The organism is Deinococcus sp. HSC-46F16, assembly GCF_024171495.1.
Classification (GTDB): Bacteria; Deinococcota; Deinococci; order Deinococcales; family Deinococcaceae; genus Deinococcus.
Map to the genome: position 1 here is coordinate 47235 of NZ_JALJZW010000006.1, position 22439 is coordinate 69673.

Below are 22439 nucleotides of genomic sequence, written 5' to 3' on the forward strand. Positions count from 1 at the left end.
GCCCTCAAGTCATCCGCGTCCGCACGCCCTCCAGCACCTCCCCAATCACCCCCTCCAGCGGCAGCGGCCCCGTGTCGATCACCCGCGCGTCCGGGGCGGGGGCGCTCTGCACGGTGTCCAGCCGGTCGCGTTCGGTCAGCGCCGCCTCGATGGCGGGCACGTCCTCGGGGCGTTCCTTGGCGCGGCGCTCGGCGCGGACGCGGGGGCTGGCGGTGAGGTAGAACTTGGCCCCCGCGTGGGGAAAGACGTTCGTGCCCATGTCCCGCCCCTCGGCCACGAAGGGCTCGGGCAGGGCACGCAAGTGCGCGTCCACCCAGGCCCGCACCTCCGGCAGGGCGGCGACCACGCTGACCCCCGCGTCCACCCGCGAGGAATGCAGGTCGGCCGTCAGCTCGCGCTCCCCCACCCACACCCGGTTGCCCTCGGCGCGGGGTTCGAGGCGCAGGGGATTGGCGTGCAGGTGCGCGAGCAGGCTGGCCGCGTCGTCCAGAGCCAGCCCCTGCTCCAGCCCCAGCAGGGTCGCGGCGCGGTACAGCAGGCCGCTGCTGACATAGGGAATCCCCAGCGCCCGCGCCACGCCCGACGCCACACTCGATTTGCCGCTGGCCGCCACGCCGTCTATCGTCACGATCACCCGCCCAGTGTAGAGGGCACAGTGGAGTGGGCGCCCCGCCCCTTCTTCTCAGGCCCCTTCCCGCTAGACTGCCGGGGTGAAACGCGCCCTGCTGATCCTCACGGCCCTGCTGACCCTGACCGCCTGTCAGGACCAGCAGGAGAGCACTACCGACACCCCGGCCAGCCAGACCGAAGAAGCCCAGACCGACACGTCCGCCACCGACGAGACCTCGGCCGAGACGGAGGAGGCGAACGCGGAGGAAGGGGCGGCCACCGAGACCGAGGACGCCGAAGCCAGTGCCGAGAAGGTCAGCGAGCCTGGCCCGGTTCCGGCGGGCTACACCCTGGTGCCCGCGCTCTCCGAGGAACCCGTGCGCGAGTACGAGGCGGAACCCGAGTTCGCCCTGGAAGACGGCAAGGACTATTACGCCCTGATCGACACGACCAAGGGCCAGATTCTCGCCGACCTGTACGAACAGGAGACCCCCGTCACGGTGAACAATTTCGTGGCGCTGGCCCGCAACAGTTACTACGAGGGGATCAAGTTCCACCGCGTCATCGAGGATTTCATGGCGCAGACGGGCGACCCGACGGGCACAGGCAGCGGCGGCCCCGGCTACCAGTTTGCCGACGAGTTCCGCACCGACCTCACCTTCGACGCCCCCGGCATCCTGGCGATGGCGAACAGCGGCCCGGCCACCAACGGCTCGCAGTTTTTCATCACCTTCGCGCCCACCGACTTCCTGAACGGGCGCCACACCATCTTCGGCAAGGTCGTGCAGGGCGACGATGTGCTCGCCAAGCTGACCCGCACCGCCGACGCCAGCTCCGGCCAAGAGCAGCCCATCGAGGGCGCCACCCCCGACGAGATGATCACCGTACGGATCGTCACCAAGGGCTGAGCCCCAGCAACGAGAGGGCCTCGCCTGCACGACTCGCAGGCGAGGCCCTCCCACTTGTGGGTTATTCCTCGTCCTCGAAGTATTCGAAGCGGAAGGGGCCGATCTCCACGGTGTCGCCCTCCCGCGCCCCGGCCCGTTTGAGTTCCCGGTAGAGGCCCTGGCGCTTGAAGAGGTTCGAGAGATACTCGGCGGCGTCCTCCATGTGCCGGGAGAAGCGGTCCAGCCGCGCCTCGAAGCCGCCCCCATGCACCTCCCAGACCCGCTCGGGGTCGGTCTGGCCGCGCTCGGGGGCGTCCTCGCGGAAGGTGAGCGTCAGGGGTTCCTCGCGCACCTCGTCGGTCTCGACCTCCAGCGCCTGGGTCTGTGCCCACAACTCGCGGTCGGGCAGAAGCTGGAAGAGAGCCTCGCGCAGCTCTGACAATCCCGCGCCCGTCTTCGCGCTGACGGGCAGGATGGGCAGGCCGAAGTCCGCCAGCTCGCCTTCCACCATCGCCATGAGGTCGGCGTCGACCAGCTCGACCTTGTTCAGCGCGATGGCGGCGGCGTTGTCCAGCAGGCTGGGGTCGTAGGCCCGCAGCTCGGCCTGCAAGGCCCGCAGCTCCTCCACCGGGTCGCGGGTCACGTCCAGCACGTACACCAGCAGCCGGGTGCGGCTGATGTGGCGCAGGAACTCCAGCCCCAGCCCCTTGCCCTCCGACGCGCCCTCGATGATGCCGGGGATGTCGGCCATCGTGAAGCGCTCGCCCACGTCCTCGCGGTCCACCACGCCCAGGATGGGGGAGAGGGTCGTGAAGGGGTAGTCTGCGATGGCCGGGTTCGCCCGCGAGAGGGCTGCCAGCAGGCTGCTCTTGCCCGCGTTGGGGTAGCCGACCAATCCCACGTCGGCGATCAATCGCAGTTCCAGCCGCACCCGCCGCTTCTGGCCCGGCGTGCCCAGTTCCGCGAAGCGCGGCGCCTGCCGGGTGCTGCTCACGAAGGTCGAGTTGCCCCGGCCCCCGAGCCCACCCCGCGCGATGACCTGCTCCTGCCCTGGCCGCACGAGGTCGGCGATGACCTTGCCCGTGTCGCGGTCGAAGGCGGTGGTGCCCACCGGCACGTCGATATAGAGGTCCGAGCCGTCCGAGCCCTGGCGCAACCGGCCCTCGCCGTAGGCCCCGTTCTCGGCCTTGAACTTGCGCCGCCCCACCAGCCGCTCCAGGCTTTCCACGCCTTCGATGGCCCGCAGGATGATGCTGCCCCCGCGCCCGCCGTGGCCGCCGTCCGGGCCGCCCTTTTCCATGTACTTGGCCCGGTGGAAGCTCATGCTGCCGTCGCCGCCATTTCCGGCCGCCAGCTCGATGTCCAGCACGTCACGAAATGCCATCCGGCACCTCCTCTGTTGTCTCGTCTCAGCTTGTTGTCGAGTCTCAAAAAAACACGCCCCGCCACGTCGCCGGGCAGGGCGTGCCGTACAGCCGTGTTCAGTCGGCGGCGACCGGCGCCTGCACCGTTTCCACGCTGATGAAACGGCCCTTCTCGCCACGGTTGGTGAAGATGACCTTGCCGTCCACCAGCGCGAAGAGGGTGTGGTCGCGGCCCATGCCGACGCCCTGGCCCGCCTTGAACTTGGTGCCGCGCTGACGCACGAGGATGTTCCCGGCGACAACCACTTCGCCGCCGAACTTCTTCACGCCCAGGTACTTGGGGTTGCTGTCGCGTCCGTTCTTGGACGAACCCACGCCTTTCTTGTGTGCCATTTCAGTTCACCTCTCCTGCTGCGAAACTCGCTCTGCTCCGCGTCCCTCGGACAGTGCACCTCGGGCCGCTCCACGCCGCGAGTTTCTGATCTGTCCCTACTCGCTCCGCTCGGTTCTCACCGGGGGCGAGAACGGGATTAACCCTTGATGCCCGTGATCCGGATCGCCGTGTAGTTCTGGCGGTGGCCGGTGCGGCGGCGGTACTGGATGCCGCTCTTGTACTTGCGGATGTAGATCTTGGGGCCGCGGCCGTGCTCGACGACCTCGGCTTCCACGCTGTAGCGCCCGGCGCCTTCGCCGAAGATGGCCTGCTCGCCGCCCACGAAGAGGGGGGTGAGGCTCAGGGTCTGCCCGGCTTCGCCCGTGAGGGACTCCACACGCACGACGTCGCCTTCCTGCACGCGGTACTGCTTGCCGCCGCTTTGAATGATCGCAAACATCTCTTCCCTTCCTCCTGCCGCGCCGGGAACGCTGCCCCGGTGTCCGGCTTCTTCGCTCGCCCGTCCCGTCCAAGGAGGGGGGGGCGAGTCACCAGTGAAAAATCCTAGCACACTGCCCGCGCCGGAGCCACATGCTGGAAGTGCCCGAACCGGGCGAGGTCCCCCTGGGGAGAGCACCGGAACGAGCCAGTCATCACCCGCCCCCGCTATGGGGACGTTTTGCCGGTGATGTGCCGTTGCGGTGTCTCTCGCGTGTCCTCGCGGTACACGCTGGCTCGGCGCTGAGGGGCCGAGTCGTCTGCCTGGGGAAACCTCCGGGGTGGGCGGCGTGAGGCCGCCTGCGCCTGCGGGCCAGGATAGCAGAGGCCGCGCTCTCTCCAGGCGGGACTACCGCGCCCGGTAAATGGTCCGGCCCCGCGCGTCCGTTTCCCGCGTCACTTCCAGGGGCCTGCTCAGCCCAGGGTGCGTGACGACCAACCGGCCGGATTGTGTCCCGACCCAGCCCGGCTCGACCACGAAGGTCATCGACATCTGGGCACCCTCCTGTTCGAGCCACACCGCGTTTTCAATCGTCACCGTGCCCTGTTTGGTCTCCACGGTCGCCCTCGTGAGGGGGGTCAAGGTGTACTCCGGAAACGCGGCGGATCGGTAAAACCCCTTCGGGCTGAAGGAACCCTGGGGCCTGCCCTCGAGGACGAGGAAGGGAGCGCCCGCCCGCAGGTGGGCCAGCACAGGGTCCAGCCACGGCGAGAGGGCCTCATTGAGCCGGTCAGCGGCTTCCTGAGCCTGCCCCAGCGCCGCCCCGGATGGAGTCACCTGCTGCGGAGTCCGGGTGCCCAACAGCAGTTCGAGAGGCGTCACGCCCGCCATCAGCCGCTGTTTCCACCGCAGCGGGTCCCCTTCCTGATCGAGGAGCAGCCCCGCCAGCGCCCCCAGGCGGTAGGCCTCGGTGGTGAGGTCCGGCCGGGCCGGGGGGACCGACTGGGGGAGGTACGACGCCAGCGCTGAGGCATTCCCGTCTGCCCCCTGGGTCATCAGGCCCACCCGTGCCTCGAAGTAGGTCGCGCTCCCCTCCATGATGTCGGTCCACTGGCTGAGGCGTGCTTCCTCCGGGAACCTGGTTTTCCAGCCCTGATACAGCCCGGCGGCTTCGGCCAGCAGGCGGCTGCGCCAGGAGGGGTCCGGGGTGGTGAGGGCGTCCAGCAGCCGCCTGCCCAGTTCTTCCCGGTAGGCGCGGGGTTCGGCCACCACTGGGTAAGTCTGCACCCGGCGGCTGCCCCTGGCAATGAGGCGCGACACCTCCAGCCAGTTGTTTCCCTGGACGAAGGCGTGGAAGGTTTCATGCACGATGAGGCGTACCAATTCTCTGTTCGCCACTTCGGGGGGCAAGCCCAGGAAAGGCGCGTCAAGGCAGTAGTAGGCCCGCCGCCGTGCCCGGTCATGCTCGAAGCTCAGGCCCATGGCCTGCCGGATAGAAGCGGGCAGCTCCGCCAGCGGAAAGCTCGACACCTCCCCGAACCTCAGGAGATAAGCCGCCGCGCCGTCCGTGACGATGGTTTCCACCGCAGCCTGCTCTCCCCCAGGCCAGGCCGAGCGGTAAAAGCGCTCATGCATCGCCAGCTCACGCGCGAGCGGGCGAATGCGCCACTCCAGCGCCGAAGAGCTGGCTGGAGTGGCCCCCTGGGCTGCTGGACTGACCTGGGCCGACGCGGCTGGGTTGCCAGTGAGCGTCAGAAGACCGCAAAGAAGGGCAACCGATAACCTCGAACGGAGGGGAGGCGTCCCCCGCACCCGCGTCAGGACCACCTGCCCGGACAGCTTCATGCCCAGGGCAGTTCCCGGCGGATCGTCGAGGATCACGGGCGGGGCAGGGTTCATGTCTGATGGTAATCGGTGAAATTTGATAAAGCAGGCGAATGTGGGTGGACCGACTCCAGAGGAACCCTATGGCCGTTTTCCCCGTATCTAGCCCCGTGATCTTCCGACTGCGCCGCATCTGGCGGGACGCCCTGACCCTGCTGCTCGCCCTGCGCGACCGCCGCACGCCCGCGCGGGCACGGCTGGCGGCCCTGGCCGCGCTCGCCTACGCGCTGAGCCCGGTGGACCTGCTGCCCGAGGCCCTGCCGCTGCTGGGCGTCGGGGACGACCTCGTGGTGGTGCCCACGGTGCTCGCGTTCGCGGCGCGGGGACTGCCCCCGGCGGTGCTGGCGGACGCACGGGCACGGAGCGGACGGCTTGCGCGGCGCCTGCCTTGGCTGCTGCCCTCGCTGGGACTGCTGTTTCTGGCCGGGCTGGTGGGGTTGGGGTGGGCCTTGCTGCGCACGCTCTCCGGTTAACGCCCGGTTTACCAGGCCCTCTAGACTGGCCCCATGCGCCTGCTGCTTGTCGAGGACGACCCCCGAATCGCGGAGCCGACGCTGGGTGCCTTGCGCGAGGCGGGCTACGCGGCGACGTGGCGGCAGACCGGGCCGGAGGGCCTGGAGGAAGCGCTCGTCGGCGAGTACCCCCTGGTCGTGCTGGACGTGATGCTGCCGGGCCTGGACGGCTTCGAGATCGCGCGGGAGCTGCGCTCGGCGGGGTCGGAGGCGGCCATCCTCTTCCTGACGGCGCGGGGCGAGCTGGAAGACCGGGTGCAGGGGCTGGACCTGGGGGGAGACGCCTACCTCGTCAAGCCGTTCGCGGTGCCGGAGCTGCTTGCCACGCTGCGGGCCTTGTCGCGGCGGGAGCGGGGAGCGCCGAGCCCGCGCGTCACCTTTTCGGGTGGGCGCGGGGTGCTGGACACCGTGGGCCGGGTGGTGACCTGGGACGGGGCAGAGGTCGCCGTGACGGGCCGCGAGTACGCGCTGCTCGAAGCCCTCGCGCTGGCGCCCGACCGCTGGTTTACCCGCGAGGAACTGCTGGACCGGGTCTGGGGGCCGGAGTTCGGCGGCGAGGCCCGCATCGTGGACGTGTACGTGCGCTACCTGCGACGCAAGCTCGCGCCGGAGGCTGTAAGCAGCGAGCGGGGGCGGGGCTACCGGGTGGCGGGGTGAGGGGAGGAACGGCGGCCCTCAGCCGTCCGCCGATGATCGACGCAGGTCACAGAAAAAAGTCGTGCGGCACGGTGTTCTTGCTCCTCGCCCCTTGCGGGGGAGGCTGGGTGGGGGGTGAACGGCGCAGCCGTCCCAGCGCGAGAAAGCGCACCTTCCCCCCTGCTCCCAGGAACGCCTCTCGCGGAGGTTTTGATCTCGCCTACCAGATTGCGGTGATGCCTGGGAATCGTCCGAGCGAAGTGAGAAGCACTCCCGTATTACCCCTCCGGGCCTGCCCATGCGCCTGACCCTCCGCGCCCGCCTCGCGCTCACCGCTGGGCTGGCGACCGCGCTCGCCGCCGTGCTGGTGGCGGTGGGCCTCTTTTTCGCGGTGAACCGGCTGCTGTGGATCTCGCAGGTGGAGGCCCTCCAGAGTGCGGCGAGCGCCGTGCAGGTGCGGGTGGAACGGGCGCTGGAGGAGTCGGCGCGGTCATTCGGGGTGGGCGTGCTGTCGGCGGGGGGGCTGGAGCGGCTCGCGGATTCGGACGCGCAGACCCGCTTTCTGGAACTCCGGCTGAGCGGTCCCGGCGGGCAGGCGCAGACGCCGCGTTTTCCCGCCGAGCTGGACACGGCCCTCCCACCGGACGTGTACACGTTGGACGGCCGCTTGCTGGCGGTGCGGTCCCTGCGCGGTGGGGCCACGCTGGCCGTGCTGTCGGACGCGCCCGTGCTCACTGAGGCGCGGCAGGCCTTCGCGAGGGCGCTGGCGTGGTTGCTGCCGCTGGTGCTCGCGCTGGCGGCGGGGCTGGGGTACGCGGTGGCCGGGCGGCTACTGGCCCCGGTGCGGCGGCTGGAGGGAGCGGCGCGGCGCATCGGGGCGGGGGGCGACCTGCGCTCGCCGCTGCCCGGCGCGGGCGAGGGCGACGAACTCGCGCGGCTGGCCCGCACGCTGGAGGGGGCCTTTGGGCGGGTGGCCGACGCCCGCGACCGCGAGCAGGACTTCGTGCGGGCCGCCGCCCACGACCTGCGCTCGCCGCTGGCCGCCCTGACCGCGCGGGTGGACGCCACCCTCGCCCACGACCGCGAGCCGGAGCGCTACCGGGCCGAGCTGCGCGAACTGGGCACCGACCTCACCCGGCTCTCGACCCTCACCAACCACCTCCTCCTGCTCGCCCGCGACCCGGCGGCCCTCTCGCGGGCGGCGGTGCCCCTGCGCGACCTTGCGGCGGAGGCGGTGGACCGTGCCCGCGAACTGGCCCCGGAGGCCGATGTGGACCTGATCGCGCCGCAGGCCCTGACCACGCACGGCGACCGGGTGCTGCTGGGGCAGGCGGTGTGGAACCTCACCGCGAACGCGCTGCTGCACGCGCCGGGTGCAGCGGTGACTGTCACGGTGCGCCCGGACGGGGCAGGTGGGGCCGAAGTGGAAGTCCGCGACGACGGCCCCGGCGTGGACGCGGCGACCCTGGCCCGGCTGGGCGAGGCCTTCTACCGTCCCGACGCCAGCCGCACCGCCGGGGGGCACGGGCTGGGGCTGGCGCTGGCCCGCCGCGCGGCGGAGGTGCATGGGGGCGAGCTGCGGCTCTCGGGTGCCCCCGGTGGGGGGTTCACGGCCACGCTGCACCTTCCGGCCCGCGCGGGGGGCGGGGTGGTACGCTCTCGCGCATGAGTCATGAGCAGGCTGCCCCCGCCCCGCAGTGGAGCGCCGTCGTGCTGGGCGGCGGTGACCCCGGCGACCCCTTCGCGGCGGCGCATGGGGTCAGCGTCAAGGGGCTGATTCCGGTGGCGGGCGAGCCGATGGCGCTGCACGTGCTGCGGGCACTGCGCGGCAGCGGGCGGGTGGGCCGGGTGGCCTACGTCGGTCCGACCACGCCCGAGATGGACGCCCTCATTGACGAGCGCGTCACCGACCACGGCACCCTGCTGAGCAATCTGGAGGCGGGTGTGGAGGCCCTGAGCGCCCGTGGCCTGGCCCCCGGCGAGCGCGTGATCGTGGCGACGGCGGATATCCCGCTGGTGACCGCCGCGCAACTTGCGGACGTGCTGGACACCGCGCCCGGCGACGCGGCCCTCGTCTACCCGGTTGTTCGGCGCACAGATTGCGAGGCGGCTTTCCCCGGTGTGCAGCGCACCTACGCCCGGCTGCGCGAGGGAAGCTTTACCGGGGGGAACGTCTTCCTGCTCGACCCCCGGCTGGTGGGCGAGTTCCTGCCCCGGCTGCGGGAGGTGCTGGGCGCCCGCAAGGCTCCCCTGCGCCTCGCCGCACTGATCGGCCCCGGCGTGCTGCTGGGGCTGCTGACCCGCCGCCTCACCGTGCCTGCGCTGGAGGGGAAGGTCAGCGCCATCCTGGGCGTCCAGGCCCGTGCCCTGATCACCGGGCACGCCGCCATCGGCACCGACGTGGACAAGGACGCGGACCTCGATCTGGCCGAGCGGCACCTGGGGGCAATCGGGCAATCCTGACGGAGACAGTCGGGTTTTTTGGCGTGCAGCTCGGGAAATTCTGAGGGGGAACTGTGGGTGTTCCCGCCTTGCGGCCCCCCGGAGGGGTGTGCATACTGTCCCGCATGCCTCACGTGATTGTCAGCCCCTGCATCGGCGTCAAGGACCAGGCCTGCACCGAGGTCTGCCCGGTGGAGTGCATCTACGACGGCGGCGACCAGTTCCTCATTCACCCCGACGAGTGCATCGACTGCGGCGCCTGTGTCCCTGCCTGCCCGGTCAGCGCCATCTTCCCGGAAGAGGACGTGCCCGCCGGGGAAACCGAGTTCATCGTCAAAAACCGCGTCTTCTTCGGCCTGTAAGCCTTCCCGACCCTCGCCAGCCCCGGTCCCGCGCCGGGGCTTTTTGCGGGCCGCGCCGCGCTGCTAGCATGTCGCCCGGTGTCCGCGCCCCGGCGCTCCCGCAGAGGAGGTGATGACGTGACTCCCGACTCCCCGACCGACCACGAGCCGCCCAGTCTCAAGCTGGCCGGTCTCGGCGGTCTTCCGCTTCGGCCTCACGTATCCCATCCCTGGAGGACGCGCCATGTTCTACCCCTCCCCTAACAGTCACGGCGGGCCTGCATGCTGACCTACTACCGCAGCATCGGCGGCAAGCTCCAGCTCGCGGACGGCTACGTCGACGGCGGCTGGATTCACGTCGTCGCGCCCACCGCCGAGGAACTCGCCCGCGTCAGCCGCGAGACGGGCCTCGACCTCGACTACCTGAATTACCCCCTCGACCCCGACGAGCGCTCGCGCTTCGAGCGCGAGGATGGCCAACTCCTGATCATCATGCAGACGAGCTACCGGCTGGGCGAGGACAGCGACATCCCCTACGACACCGTGCCGCTGGGCATCCTGCACACCGACCACTGCCTCGTGACCGTGTGCGCGACCGAGAATCCGGTGGTCAACGACGTGGTGAATGGGCTGGTGCGGCGGGTCAGCACCGCCAAGAAGAATCGCCTGACCCTGCAACTCTTCCTGCGCAATGCCCAGCGGTTCCTGATCGACGTGCGCCAGATCAACAAGCGGGTGGACGCCATCGAGGACCGCATGGAGACGGCCACCCGCAACAAGGAACTGATGGACCTGCTGAAGCTCGAAAAGAGCCTCGTGTACTTCATTACCGGCCTCAAGGCGAACGAGGCGATGATGGAGCGGGTCAAGCGCGACCGCATCTTCGAGATGTACGAGGAAGATTCCGAGCTGCTCGACGACGTGCTGATCGAGAACCTCCAGGCCATCGAGATGGCGTCCATCGCCAGCAACATCCTGACGAGCATGGCGGGCGCCTTCGCCTCCGTCATCAGCAACAACGTGCAGGAGGTCGTGAAGGTGCTCACCGTGACGACCATTCTGGTGGCGATTCCCACCCTGGTGACCAGCATCTTCGGAATGAACGTGCCGTTGCCCTTTCAGGAGAACCCGGAGGCGCTGTGGATCGTGCTGGGCATCGCCACGGCGCTCGCCGGGACGCTGGCCTTCCTGTTCTACCGCTGGCGGGTGTTTTGAGACTGGGAGCCAGATGGAGTTACAGGATTCGGCCCAGCCAATAAATGAGACCCATCGTCAGCAACAGCCCGAGGACACTGACCGTGACCATGATCTGACCGATCTCCCGCTCACCTCGGCTGGTTGGTCGTCCGGACGACACCCACAGGGCAGCGCCTATGGTCAGGAGAAGCAGCAGGGTGACCAACGCAACAGCGATGCCCATAAGTCATCCACGCCCACACGGACGTTCCTATGACTGACCCCCGCTCCGGCACCCGCTTTGCCGTCTACCTCTGTCCCCCGGCGGGCAGCCCGCTGTATGAGGCGGGCAGCGACCTGCTGGGCTACGACGTGCGGGCGGAGGAGACGCGGCCCCTGCCGGACTTCCTGCGCCCGGAAGATCAGGCGGACGCCGGACCCTACGGCTTTCACCTCACGCTGGTGGAGGGCTTTTTCACTGACCCCGCCCTTTGGCCGGACATAGAGGCCGAGGTGCGGGTGGGCGTGGCCTGCCTTTCGCCCGGCGCGGTGCTGACCCTGACGGGCGGGCGGGTGGAGGTCTGGGACGGCGGGGAAACGTGGGTGCATCGGCTGGAAGCGAACGCGCCCCTGCTGGTGCTGCACACGCTCTTGCTGGCGCGGCTCGCCCGCTTCGTGACAGCTTCTCCGTTCGCGGGCAAGGTCACGCCCGCCTCGCCCGCCTTCGAGCAGGCGCGGATGGCGCTGCTGCACACCCCGCGCGGACTGGACTCCTGGCAGCCGCACTTCACGCTGGTGCAGCCCTACGGGGGTGACGACCCGGCGGGATTGCGGGCACGGCTGGAGGCATTGACCGCGCCCCACCACGCCCAGACTTTCCGCTCGGTGGCCCTGTTTGAAAAGCGGGAGGGCGAGGAGCGGTGGCGGGTACGGGCCGAGATACCGCTGGGCGGCGATTGACGCTCTGCTGGCCTCTCCCGTCGTCTACACTCGGCGGGTGACGAGTGACGCGGCTGGGAACGGGAACGGAATGCGGGTGGTCGTGGCGACCGGGAACGCGGGAAAGGTGCGCGAGATCGGCGCGGCCTTATCTGGCCTGGGATGGACCTTGGAGGGCCTCGGCGGGCTGCCTCTGCCCGAGGAGACGGGCGCGACCTACGAGGAAAACGCGGCCCTGAAAGCCTGCGCCGCCTCAATGACCACCCGCCTCCCCGCCCTGGCCGACGACTCGGGGCTGGAGGTCGAAGCGCTGAACGGGCAGCCTGGCGTCTACAGCGCCCGCTTCGGAAACAGAAACAGCGACCTGGAGCGCAACCTCTACCTGCTGGAGCAACTGCGCCGCGCCCCCACCCGCCGGGCGAAGTTCGTCTCGGTGATCGTCCTGGCCTATCCCGACGGCCACGTCGAGAGCTACCGGGGCGAGCTGCCCGGCACCCTGTTGGAAGGTCCGCGCGGCGAGAACGGCTTCGGCTACGACCCTCTCTTCGTCCCCGACGGCGGAACCCGCACCCTGGCCGAGATGACCCTGGAGGAAAAGCAGGCGATCAGCCACCGGGGCCGGGCGCTCGCGGCCCTGCGGGAAGCGCACCGCAACGGGCCGCCGCCGCGCGAGGTGAAGGGGGCGGAATAGGGCGGACGGACGAAAAAGGAAGGTGGGCGACTGGAATTCCGTCGCCCACCTTCCTCTACACGCCACAAGCCACGCGCTATGCGCCTTCCCGCACCTCGTTCTTCAGCCGCATCAGAATCGCGCCCATGCCGCGCAGGCGCATCGGTGTGATGAGTTCGGTCAGGCCCATGTCCATGTAGAACTGGTCCGGAATATTCAGGATCGTCTCGGGCTTCTCGCCCTGAAGCGCCTCGTGCAGGATGCCCGCGTAGCCGCGCACGGTGGGGGCTTCCTCCGGCACCTTGAAGTACATGTTCACGCCGCCGTCCTCGTCACGCTCGGTCACCAGGAAAAAGGGGCTGGCGCACTCGGGCACCGGTTGGAGGAACTCGGGGTGCTCGACGTACTTCTCGGGCAGGGGCGGGAGCTTCTTGCTGTATTCCAGCAGGGCCTGGAGGCGCAGCGGCTTGGGCGCGGACTTGAACAGGCTCACGATCTGCTGGAGCTTTTCGGGAAGGGGGGCCGCGTCGGTCATGCGGCCACTGTACCCCCCCCGCCGGGCGCGGTATGGTGAAGGTCACCCAGTTGACCCTTTTGGTCAACTATGGCCGGAGTCGCTTACACTCACCCCTGGAGGTCAACGATGGACTATGCAAAAGACGTGCTGGTGAGCACCGAGTGGGTTGCCGAGCACCTGAACACCCCCGGTATCCGCCTCGTGGAAGTGGACGAGGACATCCTGCTGTACGAGACCGGGCATATTCCCGGCGCCGTGAAGATCGACTGGCAGGGCGACTTCTGGCATCCCCAGGAGCGTGAGTTTATCAGCGCCGAGGAGCTGTCGGCGTTGTTGGGTCGGCTCGGCATCCAGCCCGGCGACCAGATCGTCCTGTACGGCGACAAGAGCAACTGGTGGGCGGCCTACGCCTACTGGTTCCTGAGCTACAACGGCGTCCAGAACCTCAAGTTGATGAACGGCGGGCGCCAGAAGTGGGTCGCGGAAGGCCGCGAGCTGACGACCGACGTGTCCTCCTTCGAGCCGACCAAGTACCCTGCCCTGCGCCGCGACGAGAGCCTGCGGGCCTACCGCGACGAAGTCAAGGCCCACATCGAAGCCGTCCGCGCGGGCCAGGGCGCGATGGTGGATGTTCGCAGCCCCGACGAGTTCTCGGGCAAGGTCACCCACATGCCCAACTATCCGCAAGAAGGCGTGCTGCGCGGCGGCCACATCCCCGGCGCCCGCAACATCCCCTGGGCGCGGGCCACGAACGAGGACGGCACCTTCAAGAGCGCGGACGAGCTGCGGGCGCTGTACGAGGGCGAGGGCGTGACTCCCGACAAGGACGTGATCGCCTACTGCCGCATCGCGGAGCGAAGCAGCCACTCGTGGTTCGTGCTGCGCGAGCTGTTGGGCTACCCCAAGGTTCGCAACTACGACGGCTCGTGGACCGAGTGGGGCAACGCGGTGGGCCTGCCCATCGAGAAGACGTACTCGGAGGCGTAACCGCGCCCCCAGGTCGCCCCCGTCAGGTGAGTCGCGGCAATGCTCCACGGCTCGCCTGATCTGCGTTTTGCCCCCGCAGCATGAAGCTTCGGTGGCCCCGTCGCCGCGCCTTTCCCCTCCGGTCAGGGGAAGCGCGGACCGGGGCCAGCCCGCTAGGGTGGGGGCATGACGTTCCTGCTGTTCCTGCTCGTGGCCGTCGCCGTGGCCGCCCTGCTGCTGGCCCGGCGCTCCCGCTCTTCGGCCGCGCCCCGGCCTCCCGGCACGGCGGGCCTCGACGAGGAAGTCGCCGTCCGCCCCGAGGTGGACCCCGCCGCCGTCGCCGCCGCCCGCGCCCGCATCTCCGCCGACGTGCCCGACGAGGTGCTCTCCGACGCGCTGCTCGACGCCACCCCCAAACAGCTCGCCTCCATGCTTGCCGCCGTTCCCGCCGAGGTGATGGCGGGGGCGGTGGGGCGTCCGACCGGGGCGGGGGCGGGGACCGCGCAGCCCCAGCAGGCCAGCCGTGAGGACCTCGCCAGCCTGAAGAAGGTTAGCGAGTCGGTGGACGACCTCGAAATCTGGAGCTTCGGAGACAAGAACTGACGGTCACCCTGCGCTCCCTGCGCCCCGGTGACGAGGAAGCCGCCGTGCGCTGGGCCGCCGACGCCGAGTTCTGCCGGGCGGCGGGTTGGACGGTGGGGCTGGCCGGGCGGGTGGTGCGGCGGCACTGGCAGGGCATCATCGCGGGAACGGGACCGGATTTCCGGCGCTGGGGCGTGGAGTACGGCGGACGGCTCGTCGGCTATGTAGACCTCGCGGATCTGAGCGACACGTCGGGTGAGTTCGGCATTGCCATCGGGGAGCGGGAACTGTGGGGTCAAGGTGTAGGGACGCGAGCGGGTCAGCTCCTGCTCGCGCACGCCTTCGGTGACCTCGGCTTGCAGACCGTGACCGCCGAGGTCCACCGCCCCAACCTGCCCTCGCACGCGCTGATGCGGCGGCTGGGCTTTTCCGAAGTGGGGGAGGGCGGGCCGGACGGGTACCGGGGTGAGCGGGTGCCGACGGTGTGGTACGCGCTGGAGCGGGAAAACTGGGCTAGTCTCCGCCCATGACGAGCGAGGTCCGGCGTCCCCTGCTGAACATTCCCGGCGACGAAGCCGGGCGCGGCGTGCGGGTGGACCTCATGACCGACGGGCAGGTGCGGGTGCGCGTCCTGCCCTCCGGCCCCGACCTGTGGGCCGAGACGCTGGAGGAGGCCGCCGCCCTCGCGGGGATGCTGTCCGGCGTGAGCCCGGCCGCACTGGAGCAACTGAGCTGGGAACTGGACCTGATGGCCCTGCGCGGTGGGGACGGTTAGTCCAACCTCTCTACCCCAGTCCCTCGGCCTCGCGCACGATGCCCAGCACGCGCTCGCGGATGGACCTTTCCTCCCGCAGGTAACGCTGGGCGCTCATCTGCACGCCGATGGCGGCGACCACTTGCCCGCCGTGGTGGTAGGGCACGCCCAGGGTGCATTGCCCCGGAATCCATTCCTCGATGGAGTAGGCGTAGCCCCGGCGCCGCACCCGGCCGAGTTCGGTGCGCCACTCGTCGGGGGTGGTGATGCTGCTCTGGGTGCAGGCGGCGAACTCGCGCGGCTGCACGTCGCCGTAGGCATACAGGATCTTGCCGCTCGCGGTGGCGGTCGCTGGGAGATAGATGTCGAGCGGCAGGTCGATGTCGGCGTCGGGGTGGCGCTCACGGATGGCGCACACGACCTCCTCGCCCTCCAGGATGCACAGGAAGGCCACCGCCCGCACCTCCAGCGCCAGCCGGGTGATCAGCGCCCGCGCGTCTGGAAACCAGGGCAGCGCCGAGGTGAGGTGGGCGCCCATCTCCGCGATGTGCCACGACAGACGGTAGCGCCCCGCCGGGGTGCGGCGCAGGAACCCGGCCCCGGTCAGCCCGGCGAGGTAAGCGTGCGCCGTGGCCCGCGGCACGCCGAGGTGCGCCGCGAGCGCCCGCACCCCCCACTCGGGCTGCTCGGCGCTGAAGGCCCCCAGGATGCTGGCCGCTTTCTGAAGGGAGAGCACCCGTCCAGCTTACAGGGACGTGAGGCGTTCCGTCACGCTTGGACCCGGTTCAGCCCGGCGGCCCCAGCAGTTCCTCGCGGTCGCCGGGGTTGAGGGGCAACAGGGCCGTCTGGATCAGGTAGGGGCGCCGTCCCGCCTGCTCGGTCCCCCACCCGCTCAGTTCCTCGCGCAGGCTGTCCAGCAGACCCTGGACCCGCCGGGCCGTCGCCTCGTCCAGCCAGAGGACGCCCATGTAATCGCCGCCGACGGTGTGCTGACGCAATTGCGCGAGGGTCTGGCCCTCGGGCAGAAGGATTTCCGAATGCACCTCGCCCCGCTGGTCGCGGTAGAGGAGACGGGTCCCCAGTTCCAGCTCCGCCAGTCGCCGCGCCCCGGCCCGTGCCCGCAGCCGGTCGAAGGGCCGCCCGTGCCGCGCGATCTGCGCTTCGAGGTCCGCGAAGGGCGTGAGGTGAAAGGGAAGCCAGAATCCGGCGGGCGCCCGGTAGAGCCGGATGGGCCGCCCACCGCGCCGTTCCTGGCCCACTTCCGTCAGCAGCCCCGCCGTCACGAGTTGCCGTACCCGGTAGAGCATCCGCTCCACGCTGACGCCCGCCTCCCGCGCGGCGGCGGCGGCCCCCAGCGTCCGTCCCAGGAAGGGTTCGAGGTGCCGCAGGGCGGCGGGGTCGCTGAGGAGCCGCGCCTGCTCCGGCGTGGCGACCTTGAACCACTCGCCCCCGAAGGAACCCAAAATGGTCTGCGGCATCTTCGGCAGGGTACGCCGGACGCTGGAGCCATGACGACTGTGCCTGCTTCTGCTGCGCTGCCCCACTCCTTCTGGCGGTACTGGACCGGGTTGACCGGGGCCGCGCTGGGGGACTCGGCGGTGTCGGTGGCGCTGCCCTTTCTGGCCCTGGGGGCCGGGGAGGGGGCCGGAGCGGTCGGGCTGGTCGTGCTGTTCGGGAGCCTGCCGCGCTTCCTCGCGCCGCTGCTGGGTGGGCTGGCCGACCGCCTGCCGCCGCGCAGGGTGCTGGCCCTGAGCGCGGGGCTGCGGGCGCTGGCGGTGGGGGTGGCCGGGGCCTGGGCGCTGAGCGGCACGCTGCCGCTGGCGGGGCTGGCCGCGCTTGCCTTTCTAAACGGGCTGCTCTCGACGCTGGCGTATGCGACCGGGGCCGCGCTGGTGCCGCGCCTGGTTCCGGCCGGGCTGCTGGCCCGCGCCAACAGCCTGAACAGCGGAGCACTGATGGGGGCGCCGCTGGTGGGCTACGGGGTGGGCGGCGTCCTCGTGCATCTGGTTGGGGCAGGGGGCACGCTGCTGGTGGGCACTCCGCTGATTCTGGGGCTGGCCGCCGCTGCGCTCGCCCTGCCCTGGCTGCCGGGCGCGGCGGGCGGTCGGGTCCAGCCCGTACGGGACGCGCTGGAGGGCCTGGGGGTCATTCGCCGCTCACCGCTGCTGCTGGCCCTGCTGAGCATGAGTTTCGCCCTAAACGTCGCCCTGAACGTGATGAACGTCCGCGCCCCCGTCCACCTGGGCACCTTCGGGCGTGGTGCCCCCGACTACGCCGTCTTCGAGGCGCTGATCTCGGGCGGGGTCCTCGTCGGCATCGCGCTGGTGACGCCGCTGGCCGCCCGCCGCAGCCTCGACACGCTGATCGGCGCGGGCCGCTGGGTGCTGGTGCTGGGCACGCTGGGCTTCGCCTTCACAGGGGTGCCCGTGTGGTGGGCCTCGGCTGCCGTCTTCGGGCTGGGGCTGGGCCTGCTGGAGGTGGCGGCCACGACCCGCTCGCAACAGCTCGTGGGGGCGGAGGTCCGGGGGCGGGTGGTCGGGGCCTTGATGGGCGTGAACGCGGTCGGCTTGACACTGGGTGCGGCGCTCGCGGCCCGGCCCCTGCCCACCCCGGCCCTGATGCTGGGATTGGTCGCCCTGCTCGCGGGGCTGGCCCTGGTCTGGCCGCTGGCGCGTCGGGCGCAGGAGGGCTGGAAGCTTAATCAGCCGTCCTCGTCCTCCGGCTCGCGTTCTTCCGGGGGCTGGAAGCGGGCGTGGTCCTCGGTGGGGGTGAGGTTCCCGCGCTCGGCCTCGGCGGGGCCGGTGTCCACCCCGCTGATGACGACCTCGCCCTGGGGCTCAGGCGGGGCGGAACCGGTCGGCCGGGCAGGGGGGCGGGTCATGCCCCAGGGTACGACAGCCCTGAGTGCCTACACCCGCAGCACGCTGTGGTCCCCCAGCGCGAGCTGCACCCCGTCCCCGGTGGGGGCGGTCACGGTGGCCCGGCGGCCGATCACCGCGTGCGAGAGCGGCCGCGAGGGGTGTAGCACCCGCGCCCCCTCGTCGATCAGGGAGTCGCGCAGTGTCGCGCCCTCCAGCACCGCGTCCGGCCCCACGCTGACGTTCGGCCCCAGCACGCAGCCGCGCACCCGGGCGCCGGGGCCGATCCACACCGGCCCCGTGACGTGCGAGCCGTGGACCTCGGCGCCCGCCTCGACCACCACTGTGCCCGAGAGGGTGCTGCCCTCCACCTCGCCGTCCACACGGGGCGAGAGGCCCGCGAGGACATGCGCCCCCGCCGTCAGCAGGTCATGGGGCGTGCCCGCGTCGGCCCAGTAGCCCCCCAGCGGTACGGCCCGCACCCGCCCGCCCCCCGCCACCACCCGCGCCAGCGCCTGCGGAAACTCGATCTCGCCGCGCTCGCTGGCCGGGAGCCGCGCGACCTCGTCCAGCACGTGGGGCTGAAAGGCAAAGACCCCGCAGGCCGCCAGGTCGCTCAGCGGTTCGGCGGGCTTCTCGTGCAGCCCGGTGAGCCAGCCTTCCCGCACCGTCGCCACCCCGTAGGCGCGGGGGTCGGGCACCTGTTTGACGGCGAGCACCGCGTCGGCCCCGTCGAGCGCCGAGAGCAGCGGCGCGAGCGGGTCGGCGAAGAGGTTGTCTCCCAGGTACACCACGCCCGCCTCGCCCCCGAAAAAGTCACGGGCGGCGAGCGCCGCGTGCCCGGTGCCGCGCGGCTCATGCTGGTGCAGAAAGGTCAGCGGGCCTTCCTGGCGGGTGGCCTCGCGCAGCTCGGGCTCGTGGGCGGGGCTGGTCACCACCGCGATCTCGCCCACCCCCGCCGCCCGCAGCGCCCGCACCCCCCGCGCCAGCAGGGACACCCCCGCGATGGGCAGCGCAGGCTTGGGCCGCCCCGCACTCAGGGGCAGCAAGCGGCGACCGCGCCCGGCGGCCAGAATCACGGCTTTCATAAGGGTGCCGCCAGTCTAGCGGGTTTGCTGTGAGGAGGCGGGGAGGAGGGGAGGCCGCGCTCCCCTGAGACGGGGGATCTGGGACGTGTTCCGGGCCTACCGCCTTCCAACCTGCTTGCCCAGGCCGACAGCCACGCTGAGCACGCCGGAATAGAAAAGGATGTTGACCAGCAGGTTTCCCAGGTGGAAGGAATCGTCGGTGCCCACACTCCCCAGAACGGATACGGCAGCGTTGTCCGTGATGAACGCGGTGGGCCATCCCCAGCCGGTCACGAGGTTGATGCACTTCCCCCCGAGCTAGAGGGACGGGCCGCAGAGATTTCCGGCCAGGCTAACGTGATGGGGTGAGGCGACCACTCCCGAAGCGATGCCGAGAAGAACGGCCAGGAGGACCAATCTGACCCTTCCCACCTCCGGTTCTTCCGAGCGCGACGACAAGCCTTGCCCTCAGAGCCCCCTACCGGGTCAGCGCCTCCTCCAGCGCCTCGGCGAAGGCGTCCTCGTCGTCCAGCCAGGGGTAGTGTCCGGCGTCGAGCACCGTCACGTCGGCCCCGGCGAGGTCGGCCAGCCACTCGACCTGCTCGGGGTAGCTGGTGCGGTCGTGGACCCCGGCGATCACGAACACCGGGCGGCGGAGTTCCTGGAGGAAGGGCGGGTACTCGAACTCCCACAGGCCCTGGTTGACGAGCGCCTGCTGCACCTCCCCGCCCCCGGCAAGCTGGCCCTCGGCGTCGATGAATTCCAGCCGCATCCGGCTGGGGGCGTCGCGGAACTGCAGCGCGTTGAGCAGGTCGCGGGCGTTAACGAGCGAGAAGGCCGCCTCGATGCGGGCCGCGCCGACGGGGGGGTACTCGCCCTCCGGGGTCCGCGCCCGCACGGTGGCGGCCGGGTCGTCGAGAGGCTGGCCCCGGCGGGCGGCGGCCTCCGCGAGCAGGGTCAGCGCGAGTCCAGGGAAATGCACCCAGGGATTGACCACGACCACGCGGGCGGTGCGGACCGGAAAGCGCCGGGCGTACTCCAGCGCCACGAGCGCCCCGAAGCCGTGCCCCAGCGGCACGAGGCTCTCGAAGCCGAGGTGCTCGCGCAGCGCCTCCACGTCGGCCACGAGTGTGTCGAGGTCGAGCGTCTCGGCGCCCTGCTCGCTGTCCTCCAGCGCCCCGCTGCGCCCCGAGCCGCGCTGGTCGAGGTACACCACCCGCCGCCCCTCCAGCCGCTCCCCGAAGAGGTCCTGAAAGGAATAGCTGTTGTAGCCGGGGCCGCCGTGCAGAAAGACGAGGGGCGGGAGGTCACTGCCTTCCGGCCCCGTCACCTCGAAATACAGGTCGGCACCGTTGAGCCGCACGGAAGAGGGGTCGCCTTGCCAGGTCATGCGGGCATTGTAGGTGGGGCGCCGTCCGGCCCGCCTGGGCACGGCTCGCCTGGGCATTGTGCCGCCTGTCCCGTCGCTGGGCGGGGGCGGAGGGCTACCCTGGCGGACATGACCGATTCCCCGACCCCCGGTACGCTGCAGGACGGCCCGGTGCAGGGCATCGCGTTCACGCTGGGCGGGGTGGACGAGCTGACTTTCGCCCGCATCCTGCGCGACGTGACGCGGGACGCCGCCTTTGCCCGGCCGCTGGCGGTGCAGGCGCAGGAGCCCCGGCCCGGCCAGGAGGCCCGATTGACCCTGGTGTTCATGCCCGGCGAGCGCACGCGGGCGGTCGCGGCGATGCAGCGCCTCAAGACGGTGCTGCTGCGCCACGGGGTGCAGGTGGACTCGGTGCGGGTGCCGGGCGAGGGCGGTCCCTGACCCGGCGTTAAGGGACCGTAAACCGCCCCGGTTACCCGGCGGCCCCAGGCCCCCCCCTACGATGGCCCTTAACCAGTGGCTGTCAGAAAATGCACACCAGCAGGGCAGCCTTCCTCCCATCCCCGACCGCGCCGCGGCCCCAGACCGGAGACAAAGGGCATCCCACCATGGAACAACGCATTTTGCTGATCGAAGACAATCCCGACATCACCCGCGTCGTTCAGTACGAACTCGAGCAGGCCGGATACAAGGTGCTGACCGCCCCCGACGGGGTGACCGGCCTGACCAGCGCCCGCGAGAACAGCCCCGAACTGGTCATCCTCGACCTCGGCCTGCCCGACTTCGACGGCGCGGAGATCGCCCGGCGCCTGCGCAAGACGAGCAGCGTGCCCATCATCATCCTGACGGCGATGGACGCGGTCGACCGCAAGGTGAACCTGCTGGAAGCGGGCGCGGACGACTACATGACCAAGCCCTTTCACCCCGAAGAACTCGTCGCCCGCGTCAAGGTGCAGCTCCGGCACCAGCAGCACGGCGAGGTGATCTCCATCGGGGCACTGGAAATCCACCCTCAGAAGCGGCTGTGCCACTACAACGGCCACGAGGTGCGCCTCTCGCCCAAGGAGTTCGACCTCCTGACCTTCCTGGCCCGGCAGCCGGGGCGCGTCTATTCCCGCCAGGAAATCGAGCGCGAGGTCTGGAACGGCGAGCTGCCCAGCAACTCCAACGTGGTGGATGTCCACATGGCGAACATGCGGGCCAAACTGCGCGACCTCGACGGGTACGGGATCATCCGGACGGTGCGGGGGATCGGGTACGCGCTGAAAACGCCCTGAGCCTTCCCCAACACGAGAAACCCCGCCCGACGCGGGGTTTTGCCCATTCAGGTGGACCCGACCACGTGCTCGTCGAAAAAGGCCATCACCCGGTTCCAGGCGTCCTCGCTCGCCACCGCGTCGAAGGCCGGGCCACGGTTGGCGAAGGAGTGGCGGGTGCCGGGATAGACCTTGATGTCGTTCGGGATGCCCGCCGCGTCCAGTTCGGCCCGCAGCGCCTCCCCCTGCCGGGCCGTGGCGTCCCGCTGCGGGTAGCTGCCCACGACCGGGCACCCCCGCCGCACCGCTTCCAGCGGGCGGGGATTGAAACCGTAATAGGGGGCGATGGCCTTCAGGCGGCTGTCGGTGCAGGCGAGCGCCACGGCGAGGCTGCCCCCCATGCAAAAGCCGATGGCCCCCAGCCGCGAGGCGTCCACGCCCGGCAGTTCGCCCAGCACCGTCAGCGCCCGCCGGAGGTCGCGCACGCCCTGGTGCTCCAGCGGGTTCAGGAAGAGGCCTCCCAGCAGGTGCGTCATGCACACGGCCCGGTTCCCCGCCGAGAAGAGGTCCACCGCCAGCGCCACGTACCCCGCCCGCGCGAAGCGGTCCGCCACTCGCCGGATGTCGTCGTTCAGCCCGAAGACCTCGTGGAGGACCAGCACACCCGGCGCGTCCCCACGCGGCGCGGCGGGCCGGGCGAGGGAGGCGGTGAGGGTGCGGCCCCCCGAGTGGAAGGTCAGTTCTTCAGCCATGTCCCACCGTACTCCCCTGCCTGCCCTTCCCGCGTGATGCAATGCG

General features: G+C 70.6%; 28 protein-coding genes and 1 pseudogene. 16 read left to right on the forward strand and 13 right to left on the reverse strand.

Going from position 1 to position 22439, the window contains the following annotated elements; genetic code table 11:
* Positions 1-4: 4 nt before the first annotated feature.
* Positions 5-634 (reverse strand): (d)CMP kinase, encoded by a 630-nt coding sequence (cmk, locus tag L1280_RS12630; protein ID WP_253582649.1) that lies wholly within the window; start codon positions 632-634, stop codon positions 5-7.
* A gap of 76 nt (positions 635-710) precedes the next feature.
* Here cmk and L1280_RS12635 point away from each other — a divergent pair, with 76 nt between their 5' ends.
* Positions 711-1517 (forward strand): peptidylprolyl isomerase, encoded by an 807-nt coding sequence (locus tag L1280_RS12635; RefSeq protein WP_253582650.1) that lies wholly within the window; start codon positions 711-713, stop codon positions 1515-1517.
* Between the two features lie 61 nt (positions 1518-1578).
* Here the strand turns inward: L1280_RS12635 and obgE are convergent, their stop codons facing one another.
* The 4 genes from obgE to L1280_RS12655 all read right to left on the reverse strand — a co-directional run bounded on the left by obgE (position 1579) and on the right by L1280_RS12655 (position 5571).
* On the reverse strand, positions 1579-2880 hold the full coding sequence (gene obgE / locus L1280_RS12640; RefSeq protein WP_253582651.1) for a GTPase ObgE: 1302 nt from the start codon (positions 2878-2880) through the stop codon (positions 1579-1581).
* A gap of 97 nt (positions 2881-2977) precedes the next feature.
* On the reverse strand, positions 2978-3253 hold the full coding sequence (rpmA, locus tag L1280_RS12645; protein WP_104991676.1) for a 50S ribosomal protein L27: 276 nt from the start codon (positions 3251-3253) through the stop codon (positions 2978-2980).
* Positions 3254-3390: 137 nt separating this feature from the next.
* Complete coding sequence (gene rplU, locus L1280_RS12650; RefSeq protein WP_152870908.1) at positions 3391-3693, reverse strand: 50S ribosomal protein L21; 303 nt, start codon at positions 3691-3693, stop codon at positions 3391-3393.
* A 387-nt stretch (positions 3694-4080) separates the two neighbouring features.
* Positions 4081-5571, reverse strand: coding sequence for a hypothetical protein (locus L1280_RS12655; RefSeq protein ID WP_253582652.1), 1491 nt, complete (start codon positions 5569-5571; stop codon positions 4081-4083).
* A gap of 68 nt (positions 5572-5639) precedes the next feature.
* On the opposite strand from L1280_RS12655, the gene L1280_RS12660 reads away from it, so the two are divergent.
* From L1280_RS12660 to L1280_RS12685, 6 genes are all read left to right on the forward strand, one after another.
* Positions 5640-6029 (forward strand): YkvA family protein, encoded by a 390-nt coding sequence (locus L1280_RS12660; protein WP_253582653.1) that lies wholly within the window; start codon positions 5640-5642, stop codon positions 6027-6029.
* 33 nt (positions 6030-6062) lie between these two features.
* Positions 6063-6725, forward strand: a complete 663-nt coding sequence (locus tag L1280_RS12665) for a response regulator transcription factor (protein WP_253582654.1) — start codon at positions 6063-6065, stop codon at positions 6723-6725.
* Between the two features lie 277 nt (positions 6726-7002).
* The gene (locus tag L1280_RS12670) at positions 7003-8373 is read left to right on the forward strand and encodes a HAMP domain-containing sensor histidine kinase (RefSeq protein ID WP_253582655.1); all 1371 of its coding nucleotides are present in this window, start codon (positions 7003-7005) and stop codon (positions 8371-8373) included.
* Positions 8370-9167 (forward strand): NTP transferase domain-containing protein, encoded by a 798-nt coding sequence (locus L1280_RS12675; RefSeq protein ID WP_253582656.1) that lies wholly within the window; start codon positions 8370-8372, stop codon positions 9165-9167. Before L1280_RS12670 ends, L1280_RS12675 begins: the two co-directional genes overlap by 4 nt.
* A 104-nt stretch (positions 9168-9271) precedes the next feature.
* Positions 9272-9508 (forward strand): ferredoxin, encoded by a 237-nt coding sequence (locus L1280_RS12680; protein ID WP_104991670.1) that lies wholly within the window; start codon positions 9272-9274, stop codon positions 9506-9508.
* Positions 9509-9769: 261 nt separating this feature from the next.
* Entirely contained in the window at positions 9770-10702 is a 933-nt protein-coding gene (locus tag L1280_RS12685) for a magnesium transporter CorA family protein (RefSeq protein WP_253582657.1), read from the forward strand.
* 19 nt (positions 10703-10721) lie between these two features.
* Here L1280_RS12685 and L1280_RS12690 read toward each other — a convergent pair whose 3' ends face one another.
* A complete protein-coding gene (locus L1280_RS12690; RefSeq protein WP_253582658.1) occupies positions 10722-10907 on the reverse strand; it encodes a hypothetical protein in 186 nt (61 codons plus the stop codon).
* Between the two features lie 29 nt (positions 10908-10936).
* On the opposite strand from L1280_RS12690, the gene L1280_RS12695 reads away from it, so the two are divergent.
* Together L1280_RS12695 and rdgB are read left to right on the forward strand one after the other, a co-directional pair.
* Positions 10937-11623 (forward strand): hypothetical protein, encoded by a 687-nt coding sequence (locus tag L1280_RS12695; RefSeq protein ID WP_253582659.1) that lies wholly within the window; start codon positions 10937-10939, stop codon positions 11621-11623.
* Between the two features lie 70 nt (positions 11624-11693).
* Positions 11694-12293, forward strand: coding sequence for an RdgB/HAM1 family non-canonical purine NTP pyrophosphatase (gene rdgB / locus L1280_RS12700; protein ID WP_253582779.1), 600 nt, complete (start codon positions 11694-11696; stop codon positions 12291-12293).
* 76 nt (positions 12294-12369) lie between these two features.
* On the opposite strand, the gene L1280_RS12705 is transcribed toward rdgB, so the two are convergent.
* Positions 12370-12807 (reverse strand): SufE family protein, encoded by a 438-nt coding sequence (locus L1280_RS12705; protein ID WP_253582660.1) that lies wholly within the window; start codon positions 12805-12807, stop codon positions 12370-12372.
* 108 nt (positions 12808-12915) lie between these two features.
* Between L1280_RS12705 and L1280_RS12710 the strand changes: the two genes are divergently transcribed.
* The 4 genes from L1280_RS12710 to L1280_RS12725 all read left to right on the forward strand — a co-directional run bounded on the left by L1280_RS12710 (position 12916) and on the right by L1280_RS12725 (position 15112).
* Positions 12916-13776 carry a sulfurtransferase gene (locus tag L1280_RS12710; RefSeq protein WP_253582661.1) on the forward strand — a complete coding sequence of 287 codons (861 nt, stop codon included), beginning with the start codon at positions 12916-12918 and terminating at the stop codon, positions 13774-13776.
* Positions 13777-13941: 165 nt separating this feature from the next.
* The gene (locus L1280_RS12715; protein WP_253582662.1) at positions 13942-14358 is read left to right on the forward strand and encodes a hypothetical protein; all 417 of its coding nucleotides are present in this window, start codon (positions 13942-13944) and stop codon (positions 14356-14358) included.
* Between the two features lie 8 nt (positions 14359-14366).
* The gene (locus L1280_RS12720) at positions 14367-14867 is read left to right on the forward strand and encodes a GNAT family N-acetyltransferase (protein WP_256488323.1); all 501 of its coding nucleotides are present in this window, start codon (positions 14367-14369) and stop codon (positions 14865-14867) included.
* Positions 14864-15112: a hypothetical protein gene (locus L1280_RS12725; RefSeq protein ID WP_253582664.1), complete on the forward strand. Its 249-nt coding sequence runs from the start codon at positions 14864-14866 to the stop codon at positions 15110-15112. Before L1280_RS12720 ends, L1280_RS12725 begins: the two co-directional genes overlap by 4 nt.
* 10 nt (positions 15113-15122) lie before the next feature.
* On the opposite strand, the gene L1280_RS12730 is transcribed toward L1280_RS12725, so the two are convergent.
* Positions 15123-15827 (reverse strand): IclR family transcriptional regulator C-terminal domain-containing protein, encoded by a 705-nt coding sequence (locus tag L1280_RS12730; RefSeq protein WP_253582665.1) that lies wholly within the window; start codon positions 15825-15827, stop codon positions 15123-15125.
* A 49-nt stretch (positions 15828-15876) separates the two neighbouring features.
* Positions 15877-16569, reverse strand: coding sequence for a hypothetical protein (locus L1280_RS12735; protein WP_253582666.1), 693 nt, complete (start codon positions 16567-16569; stop codon positions 15877-15879).
* Between the two features lie 30 nt (positions 16570-16599).
* On the opposite strand from L1280_RS12735, the pseudogene L1280_RS12740 reads away from it, so the two are divergent.
* Positions 16600-17661 (forward strand): annotated as a pseudogene (locus L1280_RS12740) (MFS transporter); the annotation flags it as partial.
* Between the two features lie 338 nt (positions 17662-17999).
* On the opposite strand, the gene L1280_RS12745 reads toward L1280_RS12740, so the two are convergent.
* The 3 genes from L1280_RS12745 to L1280_RS12755 all read right to left on the reverse strand — a co-directional run bounded on the left by L1280_RS12745 (position 18000) and on the right by L1280_RS12755 (position 20406).
* Positions 18000-19037, reverse strand: coding sequence for a sugar phosphate nucleotidyltransferase (locus L1280_RS12745; RefSeq protein ID WP_253582667.1), 1038 nt, complete (start codon positions 19035-19037; stop codon positions 18000-18002).
* 96 nt (positions 19038-19133) lie between these two features.
* On the reverse strand, positions 19134-19310 hold the full coding sequence (locus L1280_RS12750) for a hypothetical protein (protein WP_253582668.1): 177 nt from the start codon (positions 19308-19310) through the stop codon (positions 19134-19136).
* 184 nt (positions 19311-19494) lie between these two features.
* Positions 19495-20406: an alpha/beta fold hydrolase gene (locus L1280_RS12755; RefSeq protein WP_253582669.1), complete on the reverse strand. Its 912-nt coding sequence runs from the start codon at positions 20404-20406 to the stop codon at positions 19495-19497.
* A gap of 108 nt (positions 20407-20514) precedes the next feature.
* Here L1280_RS12755 and L1280_RS12760 point away from each other — a divergent pair, with 108 nt between their 5' ends.
* Complete coding sequence (locus L1280_RS12760) at positions 20515-20826, forward strand: hypothetical protein (protein ID WP_253582670.1); 312 nt, start codon at positions 20515-20517, stop codon at positions 20824-20826.
* Between the two features lie 167 nt (positions 20827-20993).
* On the forward strand, positions 20994-21662 hold the full coding sequence (locus L1280_RS12765) for a response regulator transcription factor (RefSeq protein WP_104991656.1): 669 nt from the start codon (positions 20994-20996) through the stop codon (positions 21660-21662).
* A gap of 47 nt (positions 21663-21709) precedes the next feature.
* Here L1280_RS12765 and L1280_RS12770 read toward each other — a convergent pair whose 3' ends face one another.
* A complete protein-coding gene (locus L1280_RS12770; RefSeq protein WP_253582671.1) occupies positions 21710-22393 on the reverse strand; it encodes a dienelactone hydrolase family protein in 684 nt (227 codons plus the stop codon).
* Between the last annotated feature and the right edge of the window lie 46 nt (positions 22394-22439).